Source organism: Streptomyces sp. Tu6071 (assembly GCF_000213055.1).
Lineage (GTDB): Bacteria > Actinomycetota > Actinomycetes > Streptomycetales > Streptomycetaceae > Streptomyces > Streptomyces evansiae.
In genome coordinates, this window is record NZ_CM001165.1 from 814,211 (window position 1) to 837,983 (window position 23,773).

The 23,773-nt window shown below is 73.8% G+C and carries 22 protein-coding genes; 8 read left to right on the forward strand and 14 right to left on the reverse strand.

From position 1 onward, the window contains the following. Positions 1-8: 8 nt before the first annotated feature. The 8 genes from hpnC to STTU_RS03385 all read right to left on the reverse strand — a co-directional run bounded on the left by hpnC (position 9) and on the right by STTU_RS03385 (position 8,679). A complete protein-coding gene (gene hpnC, locus STTU_RS03350) occupies positions 9-938 on the reverse strand; it encodes a squalene synthase HpnC (RefSeq protein WP_007819838.1) in 930 nt (309 codons plus the stop codon). Positions 939-1,395: 457 nt separating this feature from the next. After that, positions 1,396-2,187, reverse strand: a complete 792-nt coding sequence (locus STTU_RS03355; protein ID WP_010266784.1) for an ABC transporter ATP-binding protein — start codon at positions 2,185-2,187, stop codon at positions 1,396-1,398. After that, positions 2,174-3,118, reverse strand: coding sequence for an ABC transporter permease (locus STTU_RS03360; RefSeq protein WP_007819842.1), 945 nt, complete (start codon positions 3,116-3,118; stop codon positions 2,174-2,176). The genes STTU_RS03355 and STTU_RS03360 overlap by 14 nt, the downstream gene beginning before the upstream one ends. A 111-nt stretch (positions 3,119-3,229) precedes the next feature. After that, entirely contained in the window at positions 3,230-4,117 is an 888-nt protein-coding gene (locus STTU_RS03365) for a glycosyltransferase family 2 protein (RefSeq protein ID WP_043253970.1), read from the reverse strand. A 105-nt stretch (positions 4,118-4,222) separates the two neighbouring features. After that, positions 4,223-5,002, reverse strand: coding sequence for a CDP-alcohol phosphatidyltransferase family protein (locus tag STTU_RS03370; protein WP_029396710.1), 780 nt, complete (start codon positions 5,000-5,002; stop codon positions 4,223-4,225). Continuing rightward, the gene (locus STTU_RS03375) at positions 4,980-6,041 is read right to left on the reverse strand and encodes an iron-containing alcohol dehydrogenase family protein (RefSeq protein WP_009069955.1); all 1,062 of its coding nucleotides are present in this window, start codon (positions 6,039-6,041) and stop codon (positions 4,980-4,982) included. Before STTU_RS03375 ends, STTU_RS03370 begins: the two co-directional genes overlap by 23 nt. Next, on the reverse strand, positions 6,029-6,781 hold the full coding sequence (locus tag STTU_RS03380) for a sugar phosphate nucleotidyltransferase (protein ID WP_043253972.1): 753 nt from the start codon (positions 6,779-6,781) through the stop codon (positions 6,029-6,031). Before STTU_RS03380 ends, STTU_RS03375 begins: the two co-directional genes overlap by 13 nt. Then, on the reverse strand, positions 6,778-8,679 hold the full coding sequence (locus tag STTU_RS03385) for a DUF5941 domain-containing protein (protein ID WP_043253973.1): 1,902 nt from the start codon (positions 8,677-8,679) through the stop codon (positions 6,778-6,780). The genes STTU_RS03380 and STTU_RS03385 overlap by 4 nt, the downstream gene beginning before the upstream one ends. A 392-nt stretch (positions 8,680-9,071) precedes the next feature. Here STTU_RS03385 and STTU_RS03390 point away from each other — a divergent pair, with 392 nt between their 5' ends. Continuing rightward, on the forward strand, positions 9,072-9,983 hold the full coding sequence (locus STTU_RS03390) for a cation diffusion facilitator family transporter (RefSeq protein ID WP_007819852.1): 912 nt from the start codon (positions 9,072-9,074) through the stop codon (positions 9,981-9,983). 117 nt (positions 9,984-10,100) lie between these two features. Then, positions 10,101-10,697, forward strand: a complete 597-nt coding sequence (idi, locus tag STTU_RS03395; RefSeq protein WP_009069947.1) for an isopentenyl-diphosphate Delta-isomerase — start codon at positions 10,101-10,103, stop codon at positions 10,695-10,697. 118 nt (positions 10,698-10,815) lie between these two features. On the opposite strand, the gene STTU_RS03400 is transcribed toward idi, so the two are convergent. After that, the gene (locus STTU_RS03400) at positions 10,816-11,271 is read right to left on the reverse strand and encodes an ATP-binding protein (protein ID WP_050794860.1); all 456 of its coding nucleotides are present in this window, start codon (positions 11,269-11,271) and stop codon (positions 10,816-10,818) included. Between the two features lie 385 nt (positions 11,272-11,656). Here STTU_RS03400 and STTU_RS03405 point away from each other — a divergent pair, with 385 nt between their 5' ends. Next, positions 11,657-12,733, forward strand: a complete 1,077-nt coding sequence (locus STTU_RS03405) for an alkene reductase (protein WP_007819857.1) — start codon at positions 11,657-11,659, stop codon at positions 12,731-12,733. Between the two features lie 163 nt (positions 12,734-12,896). Here STTU_RS03405 and STTU_RS03410 read toward each other — a convergent pair whose 3' ends face one another. Both STTU_RS03410 and STTU_RS03415 read right to left on the reverse strand, forming a co-directional pair. Beyond that, positions 12,897-13,376 carry a MarR family winged helix-turn-helix transcriptional regulator gene (locus STTU_RS03410; RefSeq protein ID WP_052862311.1) on the reverse strand — a complete coding sequence of 160 codons (480 nt, stop codon included), beginning with the start codon at positions 13,374-13,376 and terminating at the stop codon, positions 12,897-12,899. Beyond that, positions 13,369-14,073: a DJ-1/PfpI family protein gene (locus STTU_RS03415; RefSeq protein WP_007819860.1), complete on the reverse strand. Its 705-nt coding sequence runs from the start codon at positions 14,071-14,073 to the stop codon at positions 13,369-13,371. The genes STTU_RS03410 and STTU_RS03415 overlap by 8 nt, the downstream gene beginning before the upstream one ends. Positions 14,074-14,207: 134 nt before the next feature. On the opposite strand from STTU_RS03415, the gene STTU_RS03420 reads away from it, so the two are divergent. The 4 genes from STTU_RS03420 to STTU_RS03430 all read left to right on the forward strand — a co-directional run bounded on the left by STTU_RS03420 (position 14,208) and on the right by STTU_RS03430 (position 19,350). Continuing rightward, positions 14,208-15,086, forward strand: a complete 879-nt coding sequence (locus STTU_RS03420; protein ID WP_007819861.1) for an SCO6745 family protein — start codon at positions 14,208-14,210, stop codon at positions 15,084-15,086. Between the two features lie 111 nt (positions 15,087-15,197). Further along, positions 15,198-15,323, forward strand: a complete 126-nt coding sequence (locus STTU_RS35830) for an LPFR motif small protein (protein WP_010266821.1) — start codon at positions 15,198-15,200, stop codon at positions 15,321-15,323. A gap of 82 nt (positions 15,324-15,405) precedes the next feature. Then, entirely contained in the window at positions 15,406-17,967 is a 2,562-nt protein-coding gene (locus STTU_RS03425; protein ID WP_007819862.1) for a Tex family protein, read from the forward strand. A gap of 399 nt (positions 17,968-18,366) precedes the next feature. Next, on the forward strand, positions 18,367-19,350 hold the full coding sequence (locus STTU_RS03430) for an FAD-dependent oxidoreductase (protein ID WP_043253977.1): 984 nt from the start codon (positions 18,367-18,369) through the stop codon (positions 19,348-19,350). Positions 19,351-19,363: 13 nt separating this feature from the next. Here STTU_RS03430 and STTU_RS03435 read toward each other — a convergent pair whose 3' ends face one another. Both STTU_RS03435 and STTU_RS03440 read right to left on the reverse strand, forming a co-directional pair. Continuing rightward, positions 19,364-20,224: an oxygenase MpaB family protein gene (locus tag STTU_RS03435; protein ID WP_007819865.1), complete on the reverse strand. Its 861-nt coding sequence runs from the start codon at positions 20,222-20,224 to the stop codon at positions 19,364-19,366. 141 nt (positions 20,225-20,365) lie between these two features. After that, complete coding sequence (locus tag STTU_RS03440) at positions 20,366-20,647, reverse strand: hypothetical protein (RefSeq protein ID WP_007819866.1); 282 nt, start codon at positions 20,645-20,647, stop codon at positions 20,366-20,368. 126 nt (positions 20,648-20,773) lie between these two features. Here STTU_RS03440 and STTU_RS03445 point away from each other — a divergent pair, with 126 nt between their 5' ends. Continuing rightward, positions 20,774-21,553: a MerR family transcriptional regulator gene (locus STTU_RS03445; protein WP_007819868.1), complete on the forward strand. Its 780-nt coding sequence runs from the start codon at positions 20,774-20,776 to the stop codon at positions 21,551-21,553. Positions 21,554-21,577: 24 nt separating this feature from the next. Here STTU_RS03445 and STTU_RS03450 read toward each other — a convergent pair whose 3' ends face one another. After that, positions 21,578-23,755 (reverse strand): 3-hydroxyacyl-CoA dehydrogenase NAD-binding domain-containing protein, encoded by a 2,178-nt coding sequence (locus STTU_RS03450; protein ID WP_007819869.1) that lies wholly within the window; start codon positions 23,753-23,755, stop codon positions 21,578-21,580. Positions 23,756-23,773: the final 18 nt, after the last annotated feature.

Below are 23,773 nucleotides of genomic sequence, written 5' to 3' on the forward strand. Positions count from 1 at the left end.
CGTCGGACTCACCCCTCTCCTCGCAGTACTGCTCCCATCTCGCGCAGCAGCCGGGCCTTGGTGGGCTTCGGCGTGGTGGCGAGTACGTCGTTGCCCGCGTCGGCGATCGCGGCCAGGGCCGCGCGGCCTCCGGCGACGAAACCGGCGAGCAGGAGCCGGAGGCGTCCGCGCACGCTCGCGACGAGGGGCAGTCCCTCGTCGAGCAGGGCGCGGGCGCGGTCGGCCTCGAAGGCGATGAGGGCGCGGACCGGGGCGCTCGCGCGCGGGGCCGCGAGGTCCGCCTCGGTGACGTGAAAGCGCGTCATGTCCTCGGCGGGCAGGTAGACACGGTCGCGCCGCAGGTCCTCGGCGACGTCCTGGAGGTGCTCGACGAGCTGGAGCCCGGTGCAGACGGCGTCCGAGCGGCGCACTCGCTCGTCGCTCTCGGTCCCGGTGAGGCCGAGGACGAGGCGGCCCACCGGGTTCGCGGACAGCTCGCAGTAGGCGGCCAGTTCGTCCCAGGTGGCGTAGCGGGCGACCTTCTGATCCTGCCGGTTGGCGCCGATGAGCGCCTCGAAGGGCTCGGGGACGAGGCCGCGGCGGCGCACGGTGGGCCGCAGGGCGCGCAGCAGGGGGTGGTGGGGGGTCCCGGTGGAGCGGAAGACGCGGGCGAGGTCGGTTTCGAGCGCGTCGAGGAGGACGAGGCGGTCGCCCGCCTGGTCCTCGGGCACGTCGAGGTAGCGGGCGTCGGCGCCGCCGGGGGCCAGGTCGCCGTCGCCGATGTCGTCGACGAGCCGGGCGAATCCGTAGACGGCCATGAGGTCGGCGCGCCAGGATCCGGGCACGAAGAAGGGCGCCACCGGGAAGTTCTCCGCTCCGGCCTTGCCGAGCGTGGCGTTCTCCGTCGCGGTGGCGTGCGCCGTCCCGGCGCCGGGCGCCGCGGGGCGGGGGGCGCTCATCGGCGACCGCCCGTCGCGGGGACGGCGGGTACAGCGTGGAGGCGGAGGTCGTCCGTAGCCAATGCCGTCACATCTCCCGTTCTACACTGCGCACACAAAACTCACTATTTCGGACACGCCGCCCGGCCGCCGCCCAGGCGTTTCGGTGCAGCATGTTCCCCTGTGCGGTATCGCACCACTCGTCGCGATTCGGCACCGGCACAGCTTACGTTGTACAACTCAACCGCTCACGGCGGGGTGTTCGGCACGTCACAAGAACACACCGATTGCCGTCAACCTTCCCGACCTGCGACTTAGTTGACTGATCTTTGACCCGCTCGGCCGCGCGCGGGGAATAAACGGCGCCCGCCGCCGTGACACGACGGAACCCCCGCCGGATTTGTCCGGCAGGGGTTCCGCTTTCGCTCCTGATGCCGCGAAGAGGGGACGAAAAGCTCTCTTACGGCATTTCAGCTATTTACTTACTGGTGAACTTCTCGTACTCCTTCATCACCTCGGCCGTGGGCCCGTCCATCCGCAGCTCCCCGTGCTCCAGCCACAGCACGCGGTCGCACGTGTCGCGGATCGACTTGTTGTTGTGGCTCACGAGGAAGACGGTCCCGGCCTCCTTGCGCAGCTCCCTGATCCGGGCCTCGGAGCGCTTCTGGAAGGAGCGGTCGCCCGTCGCGAGGGCCTCGTCGATCATCAGGACGTCGTGGTCCTTGGCCGCCGCGATGGAGAAACGCAGGCGGGCCGCCATGCCGGAGGAGTAGGTGCGCATCGGCAGCGAGATGAAGTCGCCCTTCTCGTTGATCCCCGAGAAGTCCACGATCTCCTGGTAGCGGGCCTTGACCTCCTCGCGGCTCATGCCCATCGCGAGGCCGCCGAGGATCACGTTGCGCTCGCCCGTGAGGTCGTTCATGAGCGCCGCGTTGACGCCGAGCAGCGAGGGCTGCCCGTCCGTGTAGACCTTGCCGCTCTCGGCGGGCAGCAGCCCTGCGATCGCGCGCAGGAGCGTCGACTTGCCCGAGCCGTTGGAGCCGATGAGGCCGATGGCCTGTCCCCGGTACGCGGTGAAGGAGACCCCGCGCACCGCGTGCACCTTGCGCACCCCGGGCGAGTCGCCGCGCTTGACGATGCGGTTGAGCGCCGCGGTGGCGCTGCCCTTCCCGCCCTTGGCCCCGTGCACCCGGTAGACGATGTGCAGCTCGTCCGCGATCACCGTGGGCATGTGCTCACGGCCCGCGTTGCGTCCCTCAGCCACGGCCATACCGCTCTTCCGCCTTCCAGAAGTACACGAACCCGAGGACCCCGACGACCACGGCCCAGCCCAGCGCGAAGGCCCACACGTGCGGCGGCAGGTAGCTGCTGCCGTAGCCGTCGATGAGCGCGTAGCGCACGAGGTCCATGTAGACGGCCGCCGGGTTCCACTGGAGGACGTCGCCCACCCAGCCGGGCACGTCCTTGTCCGCGAGCATGGCGGGGAGGCTGAACATGACGCCCGAGGCGTACATCCACGTGCGCATCACGAAGGGCATGAGCTGCGCGAGGTCGGGGGTCTTCGCCCCGGCCCGCGCGAAGATCAGCGCGAGCCCCGTGTTGAACACGAACTGGAGCACGAGCGCGGGGACGACGAGCGGCCAGCGCATGTTCGGCCAGCAGCCGGTCGCGAAGAGCACCACGACCAGCACGATCATCGAGTACAGGAGCTGCTGGAGCTGCTGGAGCGAGAAGGAGACGGGCAGCGAGGCGCGCGGGAAGTGCAGGGCGCGCACGAGACCCAGGTTGCCCGAGATGGCCCGTACGCCCGCCTGCACCGAGGACTGCGTGAAGGAGAAGATGAAGACGCCGGTGACGAGGAAGGGGACGTAGATGTCCTTGTCGATGCCCTTCCGCGCCCCGAGCAGCAGCCCGAAGATGAAGAAGTAGACGAGCGCGTTGAGCAGCGGCGTCGCGACCTGCCACAGCTGGCCGAGCTTCGCCTGGCTGTACTGGGCGGTGAGCTTCGCCCGGGAGAACGCCAGGATGAAGTGGCGGCGGCCCCACAGCTCACGGATGTACGCGAGCAGCCCCGGCCGGGCGCCGCTCACCGTCAGCCCGTACTTCGCCGCCAGCTCGGGGCGGCTGAGCCCTTCGTCGGGCGAGGGCGGGAGCGTGGGTGTGCTCACCGTGACGCCCTTCTCCTGCGTTGTGTCACTCACGGGGGAACCTTCGTCTGCGGGGACTGCGGGGACTGCGGTCCGCCGGTGCCCCGGGCGCGCTCGCGTCCGGGGCACCGGCACCGCCGCGGTACGGCTGTGCGGGACAGCGTGTCAGATGATCGGCGGACGGCCCAGCCGGGTGAGCCGCCACACCGTGCGCCAGCGCATCGGGCGGCGCGGACCGCAGCCCTTCGCCCAGCCCTCGCGGAAACCGCCGAACCAGGCCCGCAGCGCGGCACCGTTCGGGCGCCGCGCGAGGGTGAGCAGGAGCCACACTCCGAGGTAGACGGGGACGAGGGGCAGCGGCAGGTTGCGGCGCGCGAGCCAGACCCGGTTGCGGGCCACCATGCGGTGGTAGACCGCGTGCCGCGAGGGGGCCGTCGTCGGGTGCAGGAGCACCATGTCGGCCCGGTAGTCGATCGACCAGCCGGCGTCCAGGGCACGCCAGGCGAGGTCGGTCTCCTCGTGCGCGTAGAAGAAGTCCCCCGGCAGCAGTCCGGCCTCGGCGAAGACCCGGGTGCGGACCGCGTTGGCGCCGCCGAGGAACGTCGTGACCTCGGAGGAGCGCATCGGGTCCGAGGCCCGCAGGCGCGGGACGTGCCGGCGCTGCGTGACACCGGTCTCGGGGTCGGCGATGCGGAAGCTGATGATGCCGAGCTTCTCGTTCGCCAGGAACGCCTCGCGGCACAGCTCCGCGGTGTCGGTCCGCTCCAGGAGCCCGTCGTCGTCGAGGAAGAGGAGGATGTCGACCTCGCGCCCGGCCGGGCCGAACGCCTCGATCCCGACGTTGCGGCCCCCGGGGATGCCGAGGTTCTCGGGCAGCTCGACGGTGCGGACGCCCTCGGGCACCTCGGGCACCGGGGAGCCGTTGCCGACGACGACGACCTGGACGGGCTCGCCGTCCTGCTTGGCGACCGAGTCGAGGAGCAGTCGCAGCTCCTCGGGCCGGTTGCCCATGGTGATGATGACGGCGCCCACCGTCGGCGCGGACTGACTCATGGCTGCTTCCTCTTCCTTCTTGCGCCCCCGAGCCCGGGACAACCCGGTGCCCGGGACGCGGCGCTCATATCGCTCGTCGCACGTGTTCGCTCGTCACGGACAGCTTCACTTCAGCCGGCTGGAGGCGAGGATCGACACGAGGTGCAGCAGCGTCTGCACGAGCGCGATGGCGGCGAGAACGGCGATCCCGAGACGGGTGAAGAAGAGGTCGCCGCGGACCTGGTCGATCACCGCGAGCACGATGATGAGCAGCGAGGCCTCGATGCCGAGGATCAGCCGGTGGAACTGGAGGGCGGCGGCGGCCCGGCGGGCGAGCGCCATCCCGGAGGAGCGCGGCTCGGCCGCGGCGTCCTTGACGACGGGCAGTCCGCCCTGGTGGCGGGCGACGCCGACGAGGTCCGTCTCCGACTTGATGAGGATCGCGCCGAGCGCGGCGAGCGTGCCGAGGAAGGCCCACAGCCAGTCGATGCGGCCGGTGCCGAAGAGGTCGGCGCCGCGCAGCCCGAAGCCGACGAGGACGGCGGCGTCCGTGAGGTAGGCGCCGACGCGGTCGAGCCAGACCCCGCTGAGCGAGAACTGCTTCTTCCAGCGGGCGACCTCGCCGTCCACGCAGTCGAGGAGCAGGTAGAGCTGGGCCATGACGGCCCCGAGCACGGCCCCCGGGATGCCCGGCCACAGCAGCGCCGGGCAGGCGAGGACACCGAAGAACGTCATCAGGTAGGTCAGCTGATTGGGCGTGACCTTGGTGTTCACCAGGTACCGGTCTATGCGCAGCGAGATCTCGCGCATGTAGATCCGGCCGGCCCAGTGCTCGCCGCTGCGTCGGTCCTTGACCCCGGCGGGGTGGACGACGGGGCGGAGTTCAGCTACCGATGGCCTTGGCATAGTCGGCGTACGCGTCCTTGATCTGGTCTGTCGACAGGTTGAGGTGTTCGAGGATCGTGTAGCGGCCCGGTCGGGTCTGCGGGGCGAACTCGACGGCCTGGACGAACTCGTCCACCGAGAAGCCGATGTCGCCGGGCAGTACGGGCTGCTGGTGGCGGCGCAGCACCTCGGCCATGTAGCCGGCCTGCTCGCCCGCGCCGCGCAGGTGCATCGCGAAGACCGCGCCCATCCCGCACTGCTCGCCGTGGCTCGCCGCGCGCTTGGGGAAGAGCAGGTCGAAGGCGTGGTTGATCTCGTGGCAGGCGCCGGAGGCGGGGCGCGAGTCCCCGGCGACCGACATCGAGATGCCGGTCATGACGAGGCCCTCGGCGAGCGTCTGGAGGAAGTCGTCCTGGCTGACGTCGCCGGGGTGGCGCAGGATCGCCTCGCCGGCCTGCCGCGCCATCGCCGCGGCGAGGCCGTCGATCGACTCGCCGGTGACGCGGTGGGACAGCTCCCAGTCGGCGACCGCGGAGATGTTGGAGATCACGTCGCCGATGCCGGAGCGCACGTAGCGGGCCGGGGCCTCGCGGATGACGTCGAGGTCGATCACGACGGCGATCGGGTTGGGCACCCCGTAGGAGCCGCGGCCCGCGTCGTTGTCGAGGGTCGCCACCGGGGAGCAGAGCCCGTCGTGCGAGAGGTTCGTGGCGACGGCGACGAGCGGCAGCCCGATACGCGCGGCGGCGTACTTGGCGCAGTCGATGATCTTGCCGCCGCCGAGGCCCACGACCGCGTCGTAGTGCCCCGACTTCATCGCGTCGGCGAGCCGGATCGCGTCGTCGAGGGTGCCGCCGCCCACCTCGTACCAGCTCGCGCCCGGCAGGGCCGGGGCCAGCCGCTCGCGCAGCCGGGCCCCGGAACCGCCGCTGATCGCGATGGCGAGCTTGCCCGACGCCGAGATCCGCTGGTCGCACAGGACGGTCGCGAGATCGTCCAGGGCGCCGGGGCGGATGTCGACGGCGAGCGGCGAGGGAATGAGCCGCGTCAGTACCGGCACGCGATCTCCCGCCCCTTGGCCAGGTCCTCGTGGTTGTCGATCTCGACCCAGCTGACCTCGCCGATGGGGGCGACATCGATGGTGAAGCCGCGGTTGACGAGCTCCTGGTAGCCGTCCTCGTAGTAGAGCTGCGGGTCGCGCTCGTACGTGGTCTTCAGCGCGTCGGCGAGCTGCTCGGCGGCGTCGCCCTCGATGAGGGTCACGCCGATGTACTCGCCGGTCGCCTCGGCCGGGTCCATGAGCTTGGTGATCCTGCGGACGCCCTTGCCGGGCTCCACGACGACCTTCATCTCCTCGTCGGCGAGCTTCTTCACCGTGTCGAGGGCGAGGATGATCTTCTTGCCCTCGCCGCGCGCGGCGAGCAGCGTCTTCTCGACGGAGACGGGGTGGACGGTGTCGCCGTTGGCGAGGATCACCGAGTGCTTGATCGCGTCACGGCCGCACCACAGGGAGTAGGCGTTGTTCCACTCCTCGGCCTTGTCGTTGTCGATCAGCGTGATCTTCAGCCCGTACTTGGCCTCCAAGGCCTCGCGGCGGGCGTAGACGGCCTCCTTGCGGTAGCCGACGATGACCGCGACCTCGGTGAGGCCGATCTCGGCGAAGTTGCCGAGGGTCAGGTCGAGGACCGTGAGGCTCTCCTCCTGGCCTTCGGGCCCGACCGGCACCAGCGCCTTGGGCAGGGTGTCGGTGTACGGGCGCAGACGCCTTCCGGCGCCGGCCGCGAGCACGAGGCCGATCATGCGGGTTCTCCTTCGTCGTGTACGGCGGGTGCCCCTGCGGACACCCAGAAGCGGATGCTCTCGAAGAGCACCACGAGGGCCACGAGCACGGCCAGGGCCGTGAGCGCGGTGGCGAAACCGCTCCCGCCGAGGACCGCCGCGAGGAGGGCGACCAGCAGGGTCCTGCCCTCGTGTCCGGCGATGGCCTGGGTGAGCCAGCGGGGCGGAGCGCCGGTGCCACCGCGGATGCGGTACACCGTGTCGTAGTGATGGTAGGCGACCGCCGCGACGAGCCCGAAGGCCGCGGGAAGCGCGCCGTGCGTGTCACTGCGCGCCGCGAGCAGCAGGATCGTGCCGTACTCGGCGGCGCGCAGGAAGGGCGGTACGAGCCAGTCCAGGGCGCCCTTGAGCGGGCGCGAGACGGCGAGCGCGGAGAAGAGCGTGTAGACCGCGGCGCCGAGGACGGGCCAGGCGGAGCCGTACGACGTGAAGGCGGCGCTCGCGGTGACGGCGGCGGCGCCGAGCAGGGCGAGCAGCGGCACGGCGACGCGCGGCAGGGCGCGGCCGAGCGGGCGCAGCGCGCGGGCGAGGCCGCGGGCGAGCGGGCCGGAGTCGGCGAGGTCGGCGAGGGCCTGGGCGGCGCGGTCGGTGCGGGTGGCCCTGCGGGTCACCGAGCGCAGCAGGCGGCCCGCGGTCGTGTAGCAGGCGGCGAGGCCGCAGCCGATGAGGAGCACGACGAAGGTGACGCGCGGCGTGGTGCACGCGGTGAGCACGGCGATCATCGCCCAGCGCTCGCCGATGGGCAGCACGATCATGCGGCGCAGCCACACGGTCCAGCCGACCGAGTCGAGCTTGCCGGAGAGCGCGGCGGTCGGGCTCGTGTTGGCCGCGGCGTCGTGATTGGCCTCGTTGAAGGAGAAGTCGATGACGTGGCGGCAGGTCTGGAGGACCATCGCGCCGAGCGCGAGCGCCCAGACGTCGTCCCCGCCGCGCGCCGCGCCGAGGGCGAGGCCCGCGTAGTACGCGTACTCCTTGGCGCGGTCGAAGGTCGCGTCGAGCCAGGCGCCGAGCGTCGAGTACTGGAGCGAGTAGCGGGCGAGCTGGCCGTCGGTGCAGTCCAGGACGAACGAGGCGAGGAGCAGCACGCCGGCCGCGACGTACCCGGGCCGCGTGCCCGTGGCCGCGCAGGCGGCGGCGATGAGCGCGGTGAGCAGCGAGGCGGTCGTGACCTGGTTCGGGGTGAGGCCGCGGCGCGCGCACCAGCGGGCGATGTAGCGCGAGTACGGGCTGATGAAGTGCGTGGTGAAGAAGCCGTCGCGGGCCTTGACGGCCGAGCGGAGCCGGACCGCCTCCTCATCGACGGCCTCGACGGACTGCCGTGCCTCGTTGCGCTGCTGCGGGCTCGCGGGTACGGCGGCGACGAGCGAGCCGAGGTCGGGGCGGTGCACGGCGGTGCCGTCCGCGTCGAGGAGTCCGGCGAGCCGGTCGGGCAGCGGGTCGCCGGTGTCGGTCTGGGGGAGTACCTCGGTGCCGGGGGCTCCGCCCTCGGCGGGCATCGGCTGGCGCAGGGGGTGCGCGGCGGGCGCGAGGGGGGCGCCGGGGACGGCCGGGGCCGCTCCGCGTACGGCGGTGTCGAGCGCGTGGGCGAGGGCGGGGCGGGCCTCGGGTTGCGCGGTGACGGCGCCGGGGACGGCGGCGGCGGGGAACCGGGGGTCGGTGAGTGCGAGCCGCAGGGAATGCGTGTGGCCCACGAACCGGGAGTCGACGAGCGCGACGCGTTCCCCGGCGGGGACACTCGCGAGGGCGCTCGGGGTCTGCGACGGTTCGGTGACGACCCGCACCCCGAAGCCGAGCGCCCGCAGCTCACCCTCCAGGGGTGAGCCGGGCACCGGCGGACCGGTGAGGATGGCGGTCGACAGAGGAACTCACTCCTTGGGGGCCGGCCCGGCGCCGGGCCGGGCAGCGAAGGGGGTGACGTGCACCGCGGACCACACCGGGGGGAGCGTGAGGGGCGGGCGTCGGCTGAGGTTATCCGATGCCGTGTACCGGGGGTTCACCACCCGTTCACGGCCCGAGGACCGCCGAAGCGCGTGATCATCATGCGCGATCGGGTGGCGGGTTCCCAAACGCGCGGGGGCGTATCCGGACGAAGGGGATTCCCTTTGATCAGGCCCCTCCGGCGCCCGGGGAGCGGAGTGCGGGGCGGCGTTCCGCCAAAGCCGCTGATGAGCGCAATGACAACGGTGTTCAGCCTCGTGTTGCCTCACGCGGGCGGGTAAGGGTTCACTGACCGCGAGAAGGGGAGGCACCCATGGGTCACGACCACGCGCACGGCACCGCGACGCACGCCCACCGCGGCCGGCTCCGCCTCGCCCTCGTCCTGACCCTCGCCGTGATGGTCGTCGAGATCGCGGGCGGCCTCCTCTCGCACTCGCTCGCGCTCGTCGCCGACGCGGCGCACATGGCGACGGACGCGCTCGGCCTCGGCATGGCGCTGCTCGCGGTGCACGTCGCCGCGCGCCCGCCGAGCGACACGGCGACGTTCGGGTACGCGCGGGCGGAGATCCTGGCGGCGCTCGCGAACTGCCTGCTGCTGCTCGGGGTGGGCGGGTACGTCGTCTACGAGGCGGTGCGGCGGTTCATGGACCCCGCGCAGACGGACGGCTCGCTCGCCCTCCTGGTGGGGGTCGTGGGTCTCGTCGCGAACTGCGTCTCGCTCGGCCTGCTGCTGCGCGGCCAGGAGGAGAGCCTCAACGTGCGCGGGGCCTTCCTGGAGGTCATGGCCGACGCGCTCGGCTCGCTCGCCGTGATCGTCTCGGCGCTCCTCGTGTGGCTCACCGGCTGGCCGTACGCGGACACGATCGCCTCGCTGCTGATCGGGCTGATGATCGTGCCGCGCACGTGGCGGCTGCTGCGGGACACGCTCAACGTGCTCCTGGAGGCGGCGCCGCGCGGGGTCGATCTCGCGGAGGTACGGGCGCACATCCTCGGCACGCCCGGGGTGCGGGCGGTCCACGACCTGCACGCGTGGACGATCACCTCGGGGATGCCGGTGCTCTCGGCGCACGTCGTCGTCGACTCGGCCGTCCTCGACTCGGTCGGCCACGAGAAGATGCTCCACGAGCTGCAGGGCTGCCTCGGGCACCACTTCGACGTGGAGCACTGCACCTTCCAGCTGGAGCCCGGCGGGCACGCGGAGCACGAGGCCGGAAGCTGTCTGTAGGCGGGGGCCGCGCCCTCGCGGGACCCGTCGGGGCGGGCACGACGCGTGGGCGGGCGGTTGCGGGGCGCGCGCGCGGCGTACGGCAGACTTGGGGCAAGCCAGAAGCGAAGGATGCGCATGCCGATCTCATCAGCCACCGCGGCCGACAGTTCCTCCCCCTCCACCAGCACCGAGGACATCCTCCTGGAGCTGGTGGACGAGAGCGGGGCCACCATCGGTACGGCGGAGAAGCTCGCCGCTCACCAGCCCCCGGGCCAGTTGCACCGCGCCTTCTCCGTCTTCCTCTTCGACCGCGAGGGGCGGCTGCTGCTCCAGCGCCGCGCGCTCGGCAAGTACCACTCCCCCGGCGTCTGGTCGAACACGTGCTGCGGCCACCCCTACCCGGGCGAGGCCCCCTTCGCCGCCGCCGCGCGCCGCACCTTCGAGGAGCTGGGGGTCGCCCCCACGCTGCTCGCCGAGGCCGGCACGGTCCGCTACAACCACCCCGACCCGCTCTCCGGGCTCGTGGAGCAGGAGTACAACCACCTTTTCGTCGGGCTCTCGCCGAGCACGCTGGCGCCGGACCCCGAGGAGATCGCGGAGACCGTCTTCGTGACGCCGCGGGAACTGGCCGAGCGGCACGCGCGGGACACCTTCTCGACATGGTTCCCGACCGTGCTGGACGCGGTGCGGCCCGCGGTGCGGGAGCTGACGGGCGGTACGGCGGACTGGTGAGCCCGCCCCGCGGCGGCTCCCGCCGTCGCGGTCCGTACAACGGCGGCCCCCGCGTGCGTGGCCCGCGCCCGTGTGACCCGCGCCCGCGCGGCGCCCGGGGTCGTGACGGCGGCGGTCCTCACGTGCGCGGGGTGAGCGGCAGGGCGGCCCAGCAGACCTTTCCGCCGCCCGCCGTGTGCTCGACGTCGCAGGCGCCGCCCTCCTCGCGGACGATCTCCCGGACGAGGAGCAGCCCGCGCCCCCCGGTCTGTCCCGCGTCGGCCTCCAGCGCGGTGGGCCGGTAGGGGTGGCCGTCCTCGACGGCGACCCGTACCCAGTCCGCGCCCGCCGCGACCTCGACGGCCAGCTCGGGCGAGACGACGGCCGCGTGCCGGACCGCGTTGGTGACGAGTTCGGAGACGATGAGCAGGAGGCCCTGGGCGAGGTCGGGGGCGAGCGGAACGCCCTGGCGGCGCAGCAGGTCGCGTACGGCGTGCCTGGCCTGCGGCACGGAGACGTCGACGGCGGGGGCGGTGAAGCGCCACACCCCTTCCCAGGGCCTCGGCCCGTCGCCCCCGTTCCCTTCTGTGTCCATGTCCGGCTCGTCGTCGTCGCGTTCGGTAGTCACCACGCGCCCGAGTGTCGGCACCTCGCAGGTCCGTACCACCCCACTGACAGCAAATGGCCGGGGATCGACGGTCTTCGACCATCTTTGGCCACGCGCTGAACGATACGGGTCGCATGCTGCCCGGTCCGGATCGCCCGGTCGCCGCCCCGGTCGCCCGGGAACCCGTACCGATTTCGGGGCTTCAACTTGCCCGGTCAGCTTTCTATTCCCGTACGGATCGCACCTGGGACCGACGCGATAACTTCGCTCATCGCAGCACCGCTTGAGGTGCCAAGCGTCCACGGGCCGTTTGCCCGCCGCTTCTCCGGGCGGTTTCACTTGTCCGGACAGGAAATACGTTGAGGAGCAGCCCATGTCCCAGGTTTTCGAGCCCTTCCCGCTCGCCGGCACCACCCTGGCCAACCGCGTCGTCATGGCCCCCATGACGCGCAGCCGCGCCGACGCGGAGAGCCGTACGCCGACCGAGCTGACCGCCCTCTACTACGCGCAGCGGGCGAGCGCCGGGCTGATCGTCACCGAGGGGGTGCAGCCCTCCCCCGCGGGCCAGGGCTACCCGGCCACGCCCGGCATCCACTCCGCCGAGCAGGTCGCGGCCTGGCGCCGGGTCACCGAGGCGGTGCACGCCGAGGGCGGCGTGATCTTCCTCCAGATCATGCACACGGGCCGCATCGGCCACCCGAGCCTGACCGGGCTCACGCCCGTGGCGCCCTCGGCCGTGAGGGCCGCCGGGCAGGTGTTCACCGGCGAGGGCCCGCAGGACTTCGTGGAGCCGCGCGCACTGACCGGGGCGGAGGTCGAGGAGACGGTCGCGGACTTCGCGCGCGCGGCGCGGAACGCGATCGAGGCCGGTTTCGACGGGGTCGAGATCCACGGCGCCAACGGCTACCTGGTCCACCAGTTCCTCGCGCCCAACTCCAATGTCCGCACCGACGCGTGGGGCGGCGGTCCCGAGGGGCGCATCCGTTTCGCGGTCGAGGTCGCGAAGGCCGTGGCCGGGGCGATCGGCCCCGAGCGGGTCGGCTTCCGGATCTCGCCCGGCAACCCGTTCAACGACATCGCCGAGACCGACCCGGCGGACCTGGAGGCCACGTACACCGCCTTGGTCGACGCGCTCGCCCCGCTCGGCCTCGCCTACCTGCACCAGATGGAGGCGCCCGGGGTGCGCGAGCTGCTGCTGCGCCTGCGGAAGCAGTGGCCGGGGGCCTTCGTCCTCAACCCCTTCACGGCCGGGTCCCCCACCGGCGCCGAGAGCCTGAAGCTCGTCGAGGACGGCACGACGGACCTCCTCTCCTTCGGCGCGCTCTTCCTCGCCAACCCGGACCTCCCGGCCCGCCTGCGGGCCGGGGGCCCCTTCAACACCCCGGACCTGACGACCTTCTACGGCGGCGACGCGCGCGGCTACACGGACTACCCGCCCCTCGGCGCCTGACCGAGCGGCCGGGCGGGACCGCCTGTCGGCACACCGGGGACGCACGCTCCCCGGCCGGGCCGGTCCCTTCCCGCCCGGCCCGGCGCGCGGCGAGCGCCCGGAACGCGACGCGGCGCACGCCCCGCTCGGGCCCCATCAGCCCAGCCCCCGCCCGCGCGCCCGCTCAGTCCCTCCCGCCCGGCTCCACCCGCCGCAGCAAGCGTTCCTCCAGGCGTTCCAGGACCCGGACGCTCTCCGCCTTCTCGTCCTCGCCGAGGTCCTCGGTCAGCCAGGACTCCAGCTCGTCCCACAGCTCCTCGACCCGGCGCCGTACGCCGAGCGAGGCGACGGTGGCCTCCACGAGGACGGAGCGCCGGTCGGTCGGCGAGGGCACCCTGCGGACGAACCCGGCCTGCTCCAGGCGCCGTACGGTGCGGGTCACGGTCGCCGCCTCCGCGCCCAGGACCTCCGCGAGGTCCACCTGCCGCAGCCTGCCGCGCTCCCACAGCTCCAGCATCACGAGTTCCTGGCCCACGTGGAGCCCCACTTCGCGCAGCAACTGCCCGGCGAGCACCCGGTGCAGCCGCGCCACGCGCACCACCATCGCGCCGAGCGGCGCGCGACCCGTCCCCGCGGGCCCGCAGCCCCCCGCCACCTCACTCATCCCGCCGTCCCTCGCTCACCGCCCCAGGCCGGGCCGCCCGCACAGGACTGTACGTCCCGTCGTCGACGACGGGCCTGCGCCCGGCGCGCAACCGCGCCACGAGCGCGGCCGGGGCCTTCGCCGGGGAGCCCGCGTCGTAGGGCGGCTCGGGGTCGTACTCGGTGGCGAGCTGGACCTCCTCGGCACGGGCCCGCCCGGCGAGTTCGCCGACGAGCGCGAGGCCCATGTCGATCCCGGCCGAGACGCCTGCGGCGGTGACGTACTTGCCGTCGCGCACGACGCGCTCGGCGACCGGCTCGGCCCCGTACTCCCGGAGCACGTCGGGGAAGAGCCAGTGGGTCGTGGCGCGCCGCCCGGTCAGGAGGCCCGCCGCCGCGAGGAGCAGCGCGCCCGTGCACACCGAGGTCGTCCAGCGCGTGCGCGCGTCCGCGGCGCGCAGCCAGCCGAGGAGCGCGGGATCGGTCATGTGCGCGCTCTGCCCGGGGCCGCCGGGGACGAGCAGCAGGTCGGGCGCCGCGACGTCCTCGTACGCGTGCGTCGCGCCCAACGTCACCTCGCCGCGGTCGGCGAGGACGGGCCGGGGGCGGTCGGCGACGAAGACGGTGCGCGCCCCGGGGACGCGGCACACCATCTCGTACGGGCCGATCGCGTCGAGCGCGGTGAAGCCGTCGAAGAGGGCGAGGGCGATGAGCGGCACGGGGGCTCCCGGTTCTCGGGTGGTGCGGGTACGGCGCGACGGTACGTGCCCGGGGGCCGTCCGCGCGGCGACAACGGGAATCCCGTCCTCCCGGCCACTGCCATCACGTACCTACCAGTAGGTAACGTACGGGTATGAGCGAACCGACCCGCACCCCGCTGCCCGAGCGTGCCGCGCGCCGCTGTCACAACGCCGTCAATCCGCTGCACTCCTTCCACTACTTCTCGCCCGAACTCGCCGCCGAGATGGGCGAGGCCGGGCTCACCGACTCCTCCGCCGTCTACCTCGCCACGCGCGCCGCCGCCTTCGGCCCGGTCGGGGCCGGTGCCGTGACGGCGAGCTTCTACAACTTCTCGCCGGAACTCGTCGCCCGCCATCTGCCCGCCGCGTGGGACACGGCCGCACCCGACGTCGTGCTCGCGGCCCGGCTGCGCACCGTGGACCGCCTGCTGCGGCGGCTGCTCGGCGACGACGCCGTGGAGTCGGCCGAGATGAAGGACGCCGCGCGGCTCGCGCTCCGGGCCGCCGAGGCGTGCCGTCCCGAGGGGCGCCCGCTCTACGCGGCGCACGCCGACCTCCCCGTGCCGGAGGAGCCGCACCTCGCGTACTGGCACGCGGCGACGCTGCTGCGCGAGCACCGGGGCGACGGGCACGTGCACGTCCTGCTCCGGGCCGGGCTCGACCCGGTCGAGGCACTCGTGACGCACACCGCCACCGGACGCGGCATGGTGCCGCGCTTCGTCATCGCGAGCCGCGGCTGGCGCCGCGCCGACTGGGAGGCGGCGGCCGACCGGCTGCGGGAGCGCGGTCTGCTCGACGCGGAGGGCGAACTGACCGAGGCGGGGCAGGCCCTGCGCACCCGTGTCGAGACGGAGACGGACGCGCTCGACGAGGCCCCGTACGCGCACCTCGGCGCCGAGGACGTCGCCCGCCTCACCGAGCTCGCGACCGGCTTCACGCGCGCGGGCATCGCGGCGGGGGCCTTCCCTGCGGGGATCTTTGGCAAGGACTAGGCCCGCGCGGGGGCTTGTGATCACCGGGGGTTTAGGCGTACGGCGCGGGGCAACCCGTTCCGTACGCCGGAGAGGGGACTCCCCCGGCGACACCCCCGGAAGGAGAACACCATGTTCCGCGCCATCGCCGACGTCCTGCGACAGATCGGCTCCGCCATCGCCACCGTCGTCACGCTGCCGTTCCGCGCCGTCGCACGGCTCTTCGGCGGCGCCTCCAGCACCGCCCACCGCGCCTGAGCCCCTCGGCCCTGCCCCGCCGTCCGGGTGCCGCCTGCCAGAATGGCCCCAAGCTTCGCAAGTCAGAAGGCGGTACGGGAACGTGACGACAGCCCGCACGGGGTCCACCGAATCAGCGTCCATCGAGGGACGCATTGCCGAGGAACTCGGAGTTCAGGAGCGGCAGGTGAGGTCGGCCGTCGAGCTGCTGGACGGCGGCTCGACGGTGCCCTTCATCGCGCGCTACCGCAAGGAGGTCACGGGCACGCTCGACGACGCCCAGCTGCGGACCCTGGAGGAGCGGCTGCGCTACCTGCGGGAGCTGGAGGAGCGGCGCGCGGCGGTGCTCGACTCCGTACGGGAGCAGGGCAAGCTCACCGAGGAGGTCGAGGCCCGTATCCTCGGCGCGGACACGAAGGCGCGCCTGGAGGACGTCTACCTCCCCTTCAAGCCCAAGCGCCGCACCAAGGCGCAGATCGCCCGCGAGGCCGGGCTCGAACCCCTCGCGGAAGGGCTGCTCGCCGACCCCTCGCGGGAGCCGGCCGAGGTGGCCGCCGCCTACGTGGACGCGGACAAGGGCGTCGCGGACACGCAGGCCGCGCTCGACGGGGCCCGCGCGATCCTCTCGGAGCGCTTCGCCGAGGACGCCGACCTCATCGGGGAACTGCGCGAGCGCATGTGGACGCGCGGCAGCCTCTCCTCGACGGTCCGTGAGGGCAAGGAGGAGGCGGGCGCGAAGTTCTCCGACTACTTCGACTTCGCCGAGCCCTTCGCCAAGCTCCCCTCGCACCGCGTCCTCGCTCTCCTGCGCGGCGAGAAGGAAGAGGTCCTGGACCTCACCCTGGAGCCCGAGGAGCCGCCCGCCGAGCCGGGCACGCCCTCCTCGTACGAGGGCGTCATCGCGCACCGCTTCGGGATCGCCGACCGGGGGCGGCCCGGGGACGCGTGGCTGCGCGAGACGGTCCGCTGGGCCTGGCGCACCCGCGTCCTCGTGCACCTCGGCATCGACCTGCGCCTCCGCCTCCGTACGACGGCCGAGGACGAGGCCGTCACGGTCTTCGCGGCGAACCTGCGCGACCTGCTGCTCGCCGCGCCCGCCGGGACCCGCGCGACGCTGGGGCTCGACCCGGGCCTGCGCACGGGCGTGAAGGTCGCCGTCGTGGACGCGACGGGCAAGGTCGTCGCGACCGACACGATCTACCCGCACGCCCCGCGCAACCGCTGGGACGAATCGCTCGCGACCCTCGCCCGGCTCGCCGAGCGGCACCACGTCGACCTCGTCGCGATCGGCAACGGCACCGCCTCGCGCGAGACCGACAAGCTCGCGGGCGAACTCATCGCGGCGCACCCGGAGCTGAAGCTCACGAAGGTCGTCGTCTCGGAGGCGGGCGCCTCGGTCTACTCGGCCTCGGCCTTCGCCTCGCAGGAACTCCCCGAGCTGGACGTCTCGCTGCGCGGCGCCGTCTCCATCGCGCGCCGCCTCCAGGACCCGCTCGCCGAGCTGGTCAAGATCGACCCGAAGTCGATCGGCGTCGGCCAGTATCAGCACGACCTGTCCGAGGTGAAGCTCTCGCGCTCGCTCGACGCGGTCGTCGAGGACTGTGTCAACGGCGTCGGCGTCGACGTCAACACCGCGTCCACGCCGCTCCTGTCGCGGGTCTCCGGGGTCAGTGCCACGCTCGCCGAGAACATCGTGCGGCACCGCGACGAGAACGGCCCCTTCGGCTCCCGCGCGGAGCTGAAGAAGGTCGCGCGGCTCGGCCCCAAGGCGTACGAGCAGTGCGCGGGCTTCCTGCGCATCCGCGGCGGCAGCGACCCGCTCGACGCCTCCAGCGTGCACCCCGAGGCGTACCCGGTCGTGCGCAGGATCGCGAAGGCGACGGGCGGCGAGGTCGCCGCGCTTCTCGGCGACACGGGGACGCTGCGCTCGCTGCGCCCGGACGAGTTCGTGGACGAGACCTTCGGTCTGCCGACCGTGACGGACATCCTGCGCGAGCTGGAGAAGCCGGGGCGCGACCCGCGGCCCGCGTTCCGCACGGCGACCTTCAAGGAGGGCGTGGAGAAGCTCTCCGACCTGGAGCCGGGCATGGTCCTGGAGGGTGTCGTGACGAACGTCGCGGCCTTCGGGGCCTTCATCGACATCGGCGTCCACCAGGACGGGCTCGTGCATGTCTCGGCGCTCTCGCGGGAGTTCGTGAAGGACCCGCGCGAGGTCGTCAAGCCGGGCGACATCGTGAAGGTCAAGGTCCTCGACGTGGACCTGCCGCGCAAGCGGATCTCGCTGACGCTGCGGCTCGACGACGAGATCGGCGCGGAGCGCGGCGGACGGCGCGGCGGCGCCGGCCGCCAGGAGCGCGGACCGCGCGCCCCGCAGGGTCAGGACGCCAACGGCGGCGAGCGGCGCGGGGGCGGTCAGCGCCCGCCGCGCCAGCGCGGTGGCGGTGGCGGTGGCGGGGGCGGTACGGGGACCGCGGGCGGCGCGGCGCGTTCCGGCGGAGCGGGGCGTTCCGGCGGCTCGACGCGTTCCGGCGGTGCGGGCGGCCCCGCGCCGGTCAACTCGGCGATGGCGGACGCGCTGCGGCGCGCGGGCCTCACCGGCGGCGGCCAGAACGGCGGCCAGGGGGGCCAGGGCGGTCAGCGGCGCGGGGGGCGCTCCGGGCGCTGAGCCCGTACGACTCCCCCCGCACAAGGGATACGAGGGGGCGGCTCCCGTACGAGCCGCCCCCGTCCCCTGCCCTGCGTCTTGCCTCCAACGGCCCCTGTATGCGGCCGTGTTCGGGCAGGAGTCGACGAGTACCGCCCTCGCGCACGCACAGGCCCCGCTCGTCCCGCGTCCGGACGGCGCGACGCGCTGCCTGCCCGCCGACGTGCGCGGGCCCGGCAAGCCCGTTACCCGCACCGCCGAAGACCGCTTCTTCGACGGGCCCGGCCTCGCGGCCCCCGGGCTCGTCACGGCCACAAGGCGGGACAAAGGCGGCGCTCCCGCACGCGTCGTGCCGCGCGGCGGGCTCTCTCCAGGGGTGGGCCGGGTGTGCCGAGCACCCCGGCGGTACGGTCTTGGGCCATGACCTCACCTTCTGTCGGCATCTCGGCCCCGGTCCGCGTCCTCGGCTCGGGGGTGATCGGGCTGAGTACGGCACTGGAGCTGCGCGCCGCCGGGCACGAGGTGGAGGTGTGGGCGCAGCGGCCCGCGGCGCGGGCCACGTCGGCGGTCGCGGGCGGCCTGTGGTGGCCGTACCACATCGAGCCGGAGGAGCGGGTCGGCGCGTGGGCGCTGGAGACGCTCGCGGTGTACGAGGAGTGGGCGGCGGAGCCCGAGCAGACCGGCGTCCGGCTCGTCGAGGGCGTGCACGCGGAGACGTCGTTCGACACGCTGGGGCCGTGGGCCGGGTCCGTACGGGGTCTGCGCACGGCGACGGCGGCGGAGTCCCCGCACTCCCCCGGGCTCTTCGGCCGGCTGCCCGTCGTCGACATGCCGCACCACCTGGCCTGGCTGGAGCAGCGGCTGCGCGCGGCGGGCTGCCGCCTCCTGCCCCGTACCGCCCCCTCGCTCGCCGAAGCGGCCGACGGGGCGCGCGCCGTCGTCAACTGCACGGGCCTGGGCGCGCGTTCCCTCGTGCCCGACGAGGCGGTGCACCCGGTGCGCGGGCAGCTCGTCCTCGTCGAGAACCCCGGCGTGACGACGTGGTTCACGTCCACGGCGGGCGGGGGCGACCGTTCGGTCTACTACATACCGCAGCCGTACGGGCTGCTCCTCGGCGGCACGGCGGAGGAGCACGACTTCCGCGAGAGCCCGGACCCGGCCACGGCGGAGGCGATCGTCCGCGACTGCGCCGCGCTGCGCCCGGAGATCACCGGAGCCCGCGTCCTCGCCCACCGCGTCGGCCTGCGCCCCGCCCGCACCGGCGGCGTCCGTCTCACGGCGGAGCACTTGGCGGACGGCACACCGGTCGTGCACAACTACGGGCACGGCGGGGCGGGCGTGACGGTGGCGTGGGGGTGCGCGCGGGAGGCCGCGCGGCTCGTGACGGAGGTGCCGGGGGCCTGAGGGGGCCCGCGGTTCAGGCGCGGCCCCGCCTGGCCTCCGCGCGAGCGCGGCGCGCGTACGGGAGATAGCGGAGGCGTTCGGGCAGGGCGGGGGTCAGGAGGCGGAAGGCCGTCGCGAGACGGCGGAGGCGGCGTTCCCGCGCGGGGCTCCAGTCCAGGCCGAGGGCGGCGCGGGCGTCGGCGGGGAGGAAGCCGATCGTCAGGAAGCGGCGGGCGCGCAGGGCGAGGGGCAGCAGGAGCGGCCACAGGGCGCGCAGGGTCAGGCGCAGGGCGAGCGGGCCGCGGTCCGGGGCGGGGACGCGGGTGTCCGTGGCGAGGAGGTCGCGCACGACCGCGTTCGTCTCCACCTCCGTGGCGAGCATCCGGCGGTAGTACGGCCAGAACTCCTCCGGCGTCGCGGGCATGTCCCGCTCGCGCAGCCCGAGCAGCCGCCCGACCCGCAGCCACTCCGCGTACAGGGCGCGGTCCTGGGCCGGGGTGAGGGGGCGGACGAGGAGGGCGAGACCGCGCCGGTTGACCGGGTAGCCGGTCGCGTGCACCCACGCGTACGTCTCGGGGCGCAGCGCGTGGTAGGCACGGCCCCGGGTGTCGGTGCCGCTGATGTCGCGGTGCATCCGGCGCAGCCTCCGGCCCTCGGCGCGGGCCGCCTCGCCCCCGTAGACCCACAGCAGGAGCGAGTCGAGGGAGCGCGCGGCGCGGCCCCAGGGGTCGGTGCGGAAGACGGAGTGTGTGTCGACGCCCGCGCCGACGGCGGGGTGCGCGACCTGGAGGAGCAGCGCGGAGGGGAGCACGAGCAGCATCCGCACGTCCCCGGCGAGACTCCACAGCACCCCGCCGGGCGGGGGCGGCTCGGGCGGCGGGGCGCTGGGCGGCACGGGGCACCTCTCCTCGGGGTGGTCGGGGTGCCTCCAGTATGCGCGGGTTGCGGCGGTGACGGCCGGGGGACGGGGGTGCGGGCGGGGCCAGGGCAGGGGTGGGGGGCGGGTACGGGCAGTGACCGGAGGTGCGGGCGGGGCTCAGGCGCTCCGGGCCGCGAGGAGGGCCGCGAGTTCCGACGCGCGGTCGCGCAGTTCGGCCTCGGCGCGGACCCGGGCCGCCTCGCGGCGGGCCTGGTCGGTGTGGCGGGGGCCACCGGGCGGGGGCAGCGGGCCAGGGGCGGCGACGACGATGCCCGCGAGCGGCGCGGCGGGCGCCGCCGCGGCGGGTGCGCCCCAGCGCCCGCGCCTGCGGACGGAGAGCGCGCGGGCGAGGAGCAGGGTTGAGGCGATCAGGAGCGATCCCGCGAGGAGCAGGTGCATGTCCAAGAGCTACCCGGCACGAGCGGGTGCGCAACCCTCGGTGACGGACTGGATCTTCACAACATCGGTGAGACAGCAATAGTGTTCCACCGCACAGACGCACCGCAGCCCCCGGGGAGAAGGATCGTGGCAGTCACCCGCACCGCGCGCACGCCCGCGACGCCGGGCGCCCCCGAGCCGGAGGAGCGGCGCACGTACACGGTCGACGAGCTGGCGGCGCGCGCGGGCCTCACGGTCCGTACCGTGCGCTTCTACGCGACGCGCGGGCTGCTCCCGCCGCCCCGGATCGGGCCGCGCCGCGTCGGGCTCTACGGCCCCGGGCACCTCGCGCGCCTCGCGCTCGTCGACGACCTGCGGCGGCAGGGCCTCACGCTCGCCGCGATCGAGCGGTACGTGGCACGCCTTCCCGAGGAGACGACGGCGTACGAGCTGGCCATCCACCGCGCGATGGTCGCCTCCTGGCTGCCCGACGCGGCCGTGGAGTGCGGGCGCGCGGAGGCGGAGGAGCGGATCGGGCGGCCCCTCGGGGCGGACGAGCTGGAGCGGCTCGCGGCGATGGGGGTGCTCACGCCGGTGCCGGGGGCCGGGGAGCGGTACGTGCTCGACACCGTCCTCGTCGGGCTCGCCGTGCGCCTCCTGGACCTGCCCATGTCGCGCGAGGCGATCGCGAGCGCGCGCGAGGTGCTGCTGCGCAACGCGGCGCGGACGGCGCACGAGCTGAGCGAGGTGTTCCGGGGCGAGGTGGGGGTGCGGGAGGCGGGCGAGGCGCGGTCGCTGTCGGCGCACATGCAGCCGCTCGTGCTCCAGGCGCTGCTCACCGCTTTCCAGCGCTCGCTCAACGCGGAGCTGCGGGGAGCGTTCCCGGCGGGCGGGAGCGCGCGCGAAGGGGAGCCGGACGCGGACTGACCGGCTCCACTCCCCCGTACGGCGTCAGTCCTCGTCGGTGTACGGCTCCCCGCGCTCCGCCCGCGCCACGAGCGAGGCGGGCGGCTCGAAGCGCTCGCCGTAGCGGGCGGCGAGTTCGCGCGCGCGGGCGACGAATCCGGGCAGTCCGCCCTCGTACCCGTTGACGTACTGGAGGACGCCGCCGGTCCAGCCGGGGAAGCCGATGCCGAGGATCGAGCCGATGTTGGCCTCGGCGACGGAGCCGAGCACGTGCTCGTCGTCCAGGAGGCGCGCGGTGTCGAGCGCTTCCGAGAAGAGCATCCGCTCCTTCATGTCGCGGAACGGGATCCCGGTGCCCGGCTTCGTGAAGTGCTCGCGCAGTCCGGGCCACAGCCGCCCGCGCCTGCCGTCCTCGTACTCGTAGAAGCCCGCGCCGCCCGCGCGCCCGGGGCGCCGGAACTCGTCCACCATGCGGTCCATGACGGCGTCGGCGGGGTGTCCCGCCCATGTGCCGCCCGCCGCCTCGACGGCGGCGCGGCTCTCGTCGCGGATCTTGCGCGGCAGGGTGAGGGTGAGTTCGTCGACGAGCGACAGGACCTTCGCGGGGTAGCCGGCCTGGGCGGCGGCCTGTTCGACGGAGGCGGGCTCGACGCCCTCGGCGACCATCGCCACGCCCTCCTGGATGAACTGCCCGATGACCCGCGAGGTGAAGAAGCCGCGCGCGTCGGCGACGACGATCGGGGTCTTGTTGATCTGCCGCACGAGGTCGACCGCGTGCGCGAGGGCTTCGTCGCCGGTGCGCGCCCCCTTGATGATCTCGACGAGCGGCATGCGGTCGACGGGCGAGAAGAAGTGCAGCCCGATGAAGCCGGCCTGCCGCTCGACGCCTTCGGCGAGGGTCGTGATGGGGAGCGTGGAGGTGTTGGAGCACAGGAGCGCGTCGGGCGCGACGACGTCCTGGACCTCCTGGAAGACCCGGTGCTTGAGCGCGGTGTTCTCGAAGACGGCCTCGATGACGGTGTCGCAGCCCGCCAGGTCCTTCGCCTCGGCGGTCGGCGTGATGCGCGCGAGGAGTTCCGCCTTCTCGGCCTCGGTCCTGCGGCCCTTCGCGACGGCCTTCGTGAGCAGCTTCTCGGAGTACGCCTTGCCGCGCGCCGCCGCCTCGGGGTCGACGTCCTTGAGGACGACCTCGATGCCCGCGCGGGCGCACGCGTACGCGATGCCCGCGCCCATCATCCCGGCGCCGAGGACGGCGACCTTCGCGGCCTCGCGGCGCGGGACGTGGGCGGGGCGCGCGGCACCGGAGTTGACCTTCTGGAGGTCGAAGAAGAACGCCTGGATCATGTTCTTCGCGGTCTGGCCGGTGACGAGACCCGTGAAGTAGCGGGCCTCGATGGTCTGCGCGGTCTCGAAGTCGACCTGGGAGCCCTCGACGGCGGCGGCCATGACGGCGCGCGGGGCGGGGTAGGGAGCGCCGCCCGTCTGCTTGCGGAGGTTGGCGGGGAAGGCGGGGAGGTTCGCGGCGAACTTCGGCTGCGCGGGGGTGCCGCCGGGGATGCGGTACCCGGGGCGGTCCCAGGGCTGCGCGGACTCGGGGTGCGCGTCGATGAAGGCGCGGGCCTTGGCGAGCAGGTCGTCGCGGTCGGTGGCGAGTTCGTCGACGAGGCCCTTCTCCAGGGCGCGCCGCGGGGTGTGCTGGGTGCCCTGGAGGAGGAGGGTGAGGAGGGCGTCGGTGATGCCGAGGAGGCGCACGGAGCGGGTGACGCCGCCTCCTCCGGGGAGCAGGCCGAGGGTGACCTCGGGGAGGCCGACGCGGTAGCCGGGGGCGTCGAGCGCGACGCGGTGGTGGCTCGCGAGGGCGAGTTCGTAACCGCCGCCGAGCGCCGCCCCGTTGATCGCGGCGACGACAGGTTTGCCGAGGGTCTCGATCCGCCGCAGGGCGCTCTTGAGCGCGAGTGAGTCGGCGAGGACCCGCTCGGCGTCCTCGGGGCGGGCCGCGCGCAGGTCGTGGAGGTCGCCGCCCGCGAAGAAGGTCTTCTTGGCGGAGGTGAGGATGATGCCGCGGACGCTGTCGCGCTCGGCTTCGAGGCGGTCGGCGGTGGCGACGAGCGCGGCGCGGAAGGCGGCGTTCATCGTGTTGGCGGACTGGGCGGGGTCGTCGAGGACGAGGGTGAGGACGCCGGTGTCGTCGCGTTCCCAGCGGATGGGGGTGGGCTCGCTCATGGGTGGGCTCCTGGGCTC

Bases quoted from the DNA above. Each gene is read 5' to 3' on its own strand.
- STTU_RS03380 (WP_043253972.1), bottom strand. From the start codon at position 6,781: ATGATCGGCCTCGTGCTCGCGGCCGGCGCCGGAAGGCGTCTGCGCCCG.
- STTU_RS03420 (WP_007819861.1), top strand. From the start codon at position 14,208: ATGAGCGAACCGACCCGCACCCCGCTGCCCGAGCGTGCCGCGCGCCGC.
- STTU_RS03390 (WP_007819852.1), top strand. From the start codon at position 9,072: ATGGGTCACGACCACGCGCACGGCACCGCGACGCACGCCCACCGCGGC.
- STTU_RS03405 (WP_007819857.1), top strand. From the start codon at position 11,657: ATGTCCCAGGTTTTCGAGCCCTTCCCGCTCGCCGGCACCACCCTGGCC.
- idi (WP_009069947.1), top strand. From the start codon at position 10,101: ATGCCGATCTCATCAGCCACCGCGGCCGACAGTTCCTCCCCCTCCACC.
- hpnC (WP_007819838.1), bottom strand. From the start codon at position 938: ATGAGCGCCCCCCGCCCCGCGGCGCCCGGCGCCGGGACGGCGCACGCC.
- STTU_RS03355 (WP_010266784.1), bottom strand. From the start codon at position 2,187: ATGGCCGTGGCTGAGGGACGCAACGCGGGCCGTGAGCACATGCCCACG.
- STTU_RS03400 (WP_050794860.1), bottom strand. From the start codon at position 11,271: ATGGACACAGAAGGGAACGGGGGCGACGGGCCGAGGCCCTGGGAAGGG.
- STTU_RS03370 (WP_029396710.1), bottom strand. From the start codon at position 5,002: ATGCCAAGGCCATCGGTAGCTGAACTCCGCCCCGTCGTCCACCCCGCC.
- STTU_RS03430 (WP_043253977.1), top strand. From the start codon at position 18,367: ATGACCTCACCTTCTGTCGGCATCTCGGCCCCGGTCCGCGTCCTCGGC.
- STTU_RS03410 (WP_052862311.1), bottom strand. From the start codon at position 13,376: ATGAGTGAGGTGGCGGGGGGCTGCGGGCCCGCGGGGACGGGTCGCGCG.
- STTU_RS03450 (WP_007819869.1), bottom strand. From the start codon at position 23,755: ATGAGCGAGCCCACCCCCATCCGCTGGGAACGCGACGACACCGGCGTC.
- STTU_RS35830 (WP_010266821.1), top strand. From the start codon at position 15,198: ATGTTCCGCGCCATCGCCGACGTCCTGCGACAGATCGGCTCCGCCATC.
- STTU_RS03440 (WP_007819866.1), bottom strand. From the start codon at position 20,647: ATGCACCTGCTCCTCGCGGGATCGCTCCTGATCGCCTCAACCCTGCTC.
- STTU_RS03365 (WP_043253970.1), bottom strand. From the start codon at position 4,117: ATGAGTCAGTCCGCGCCGACGGTGGGCGCCGTCATCATCACCATGGGC.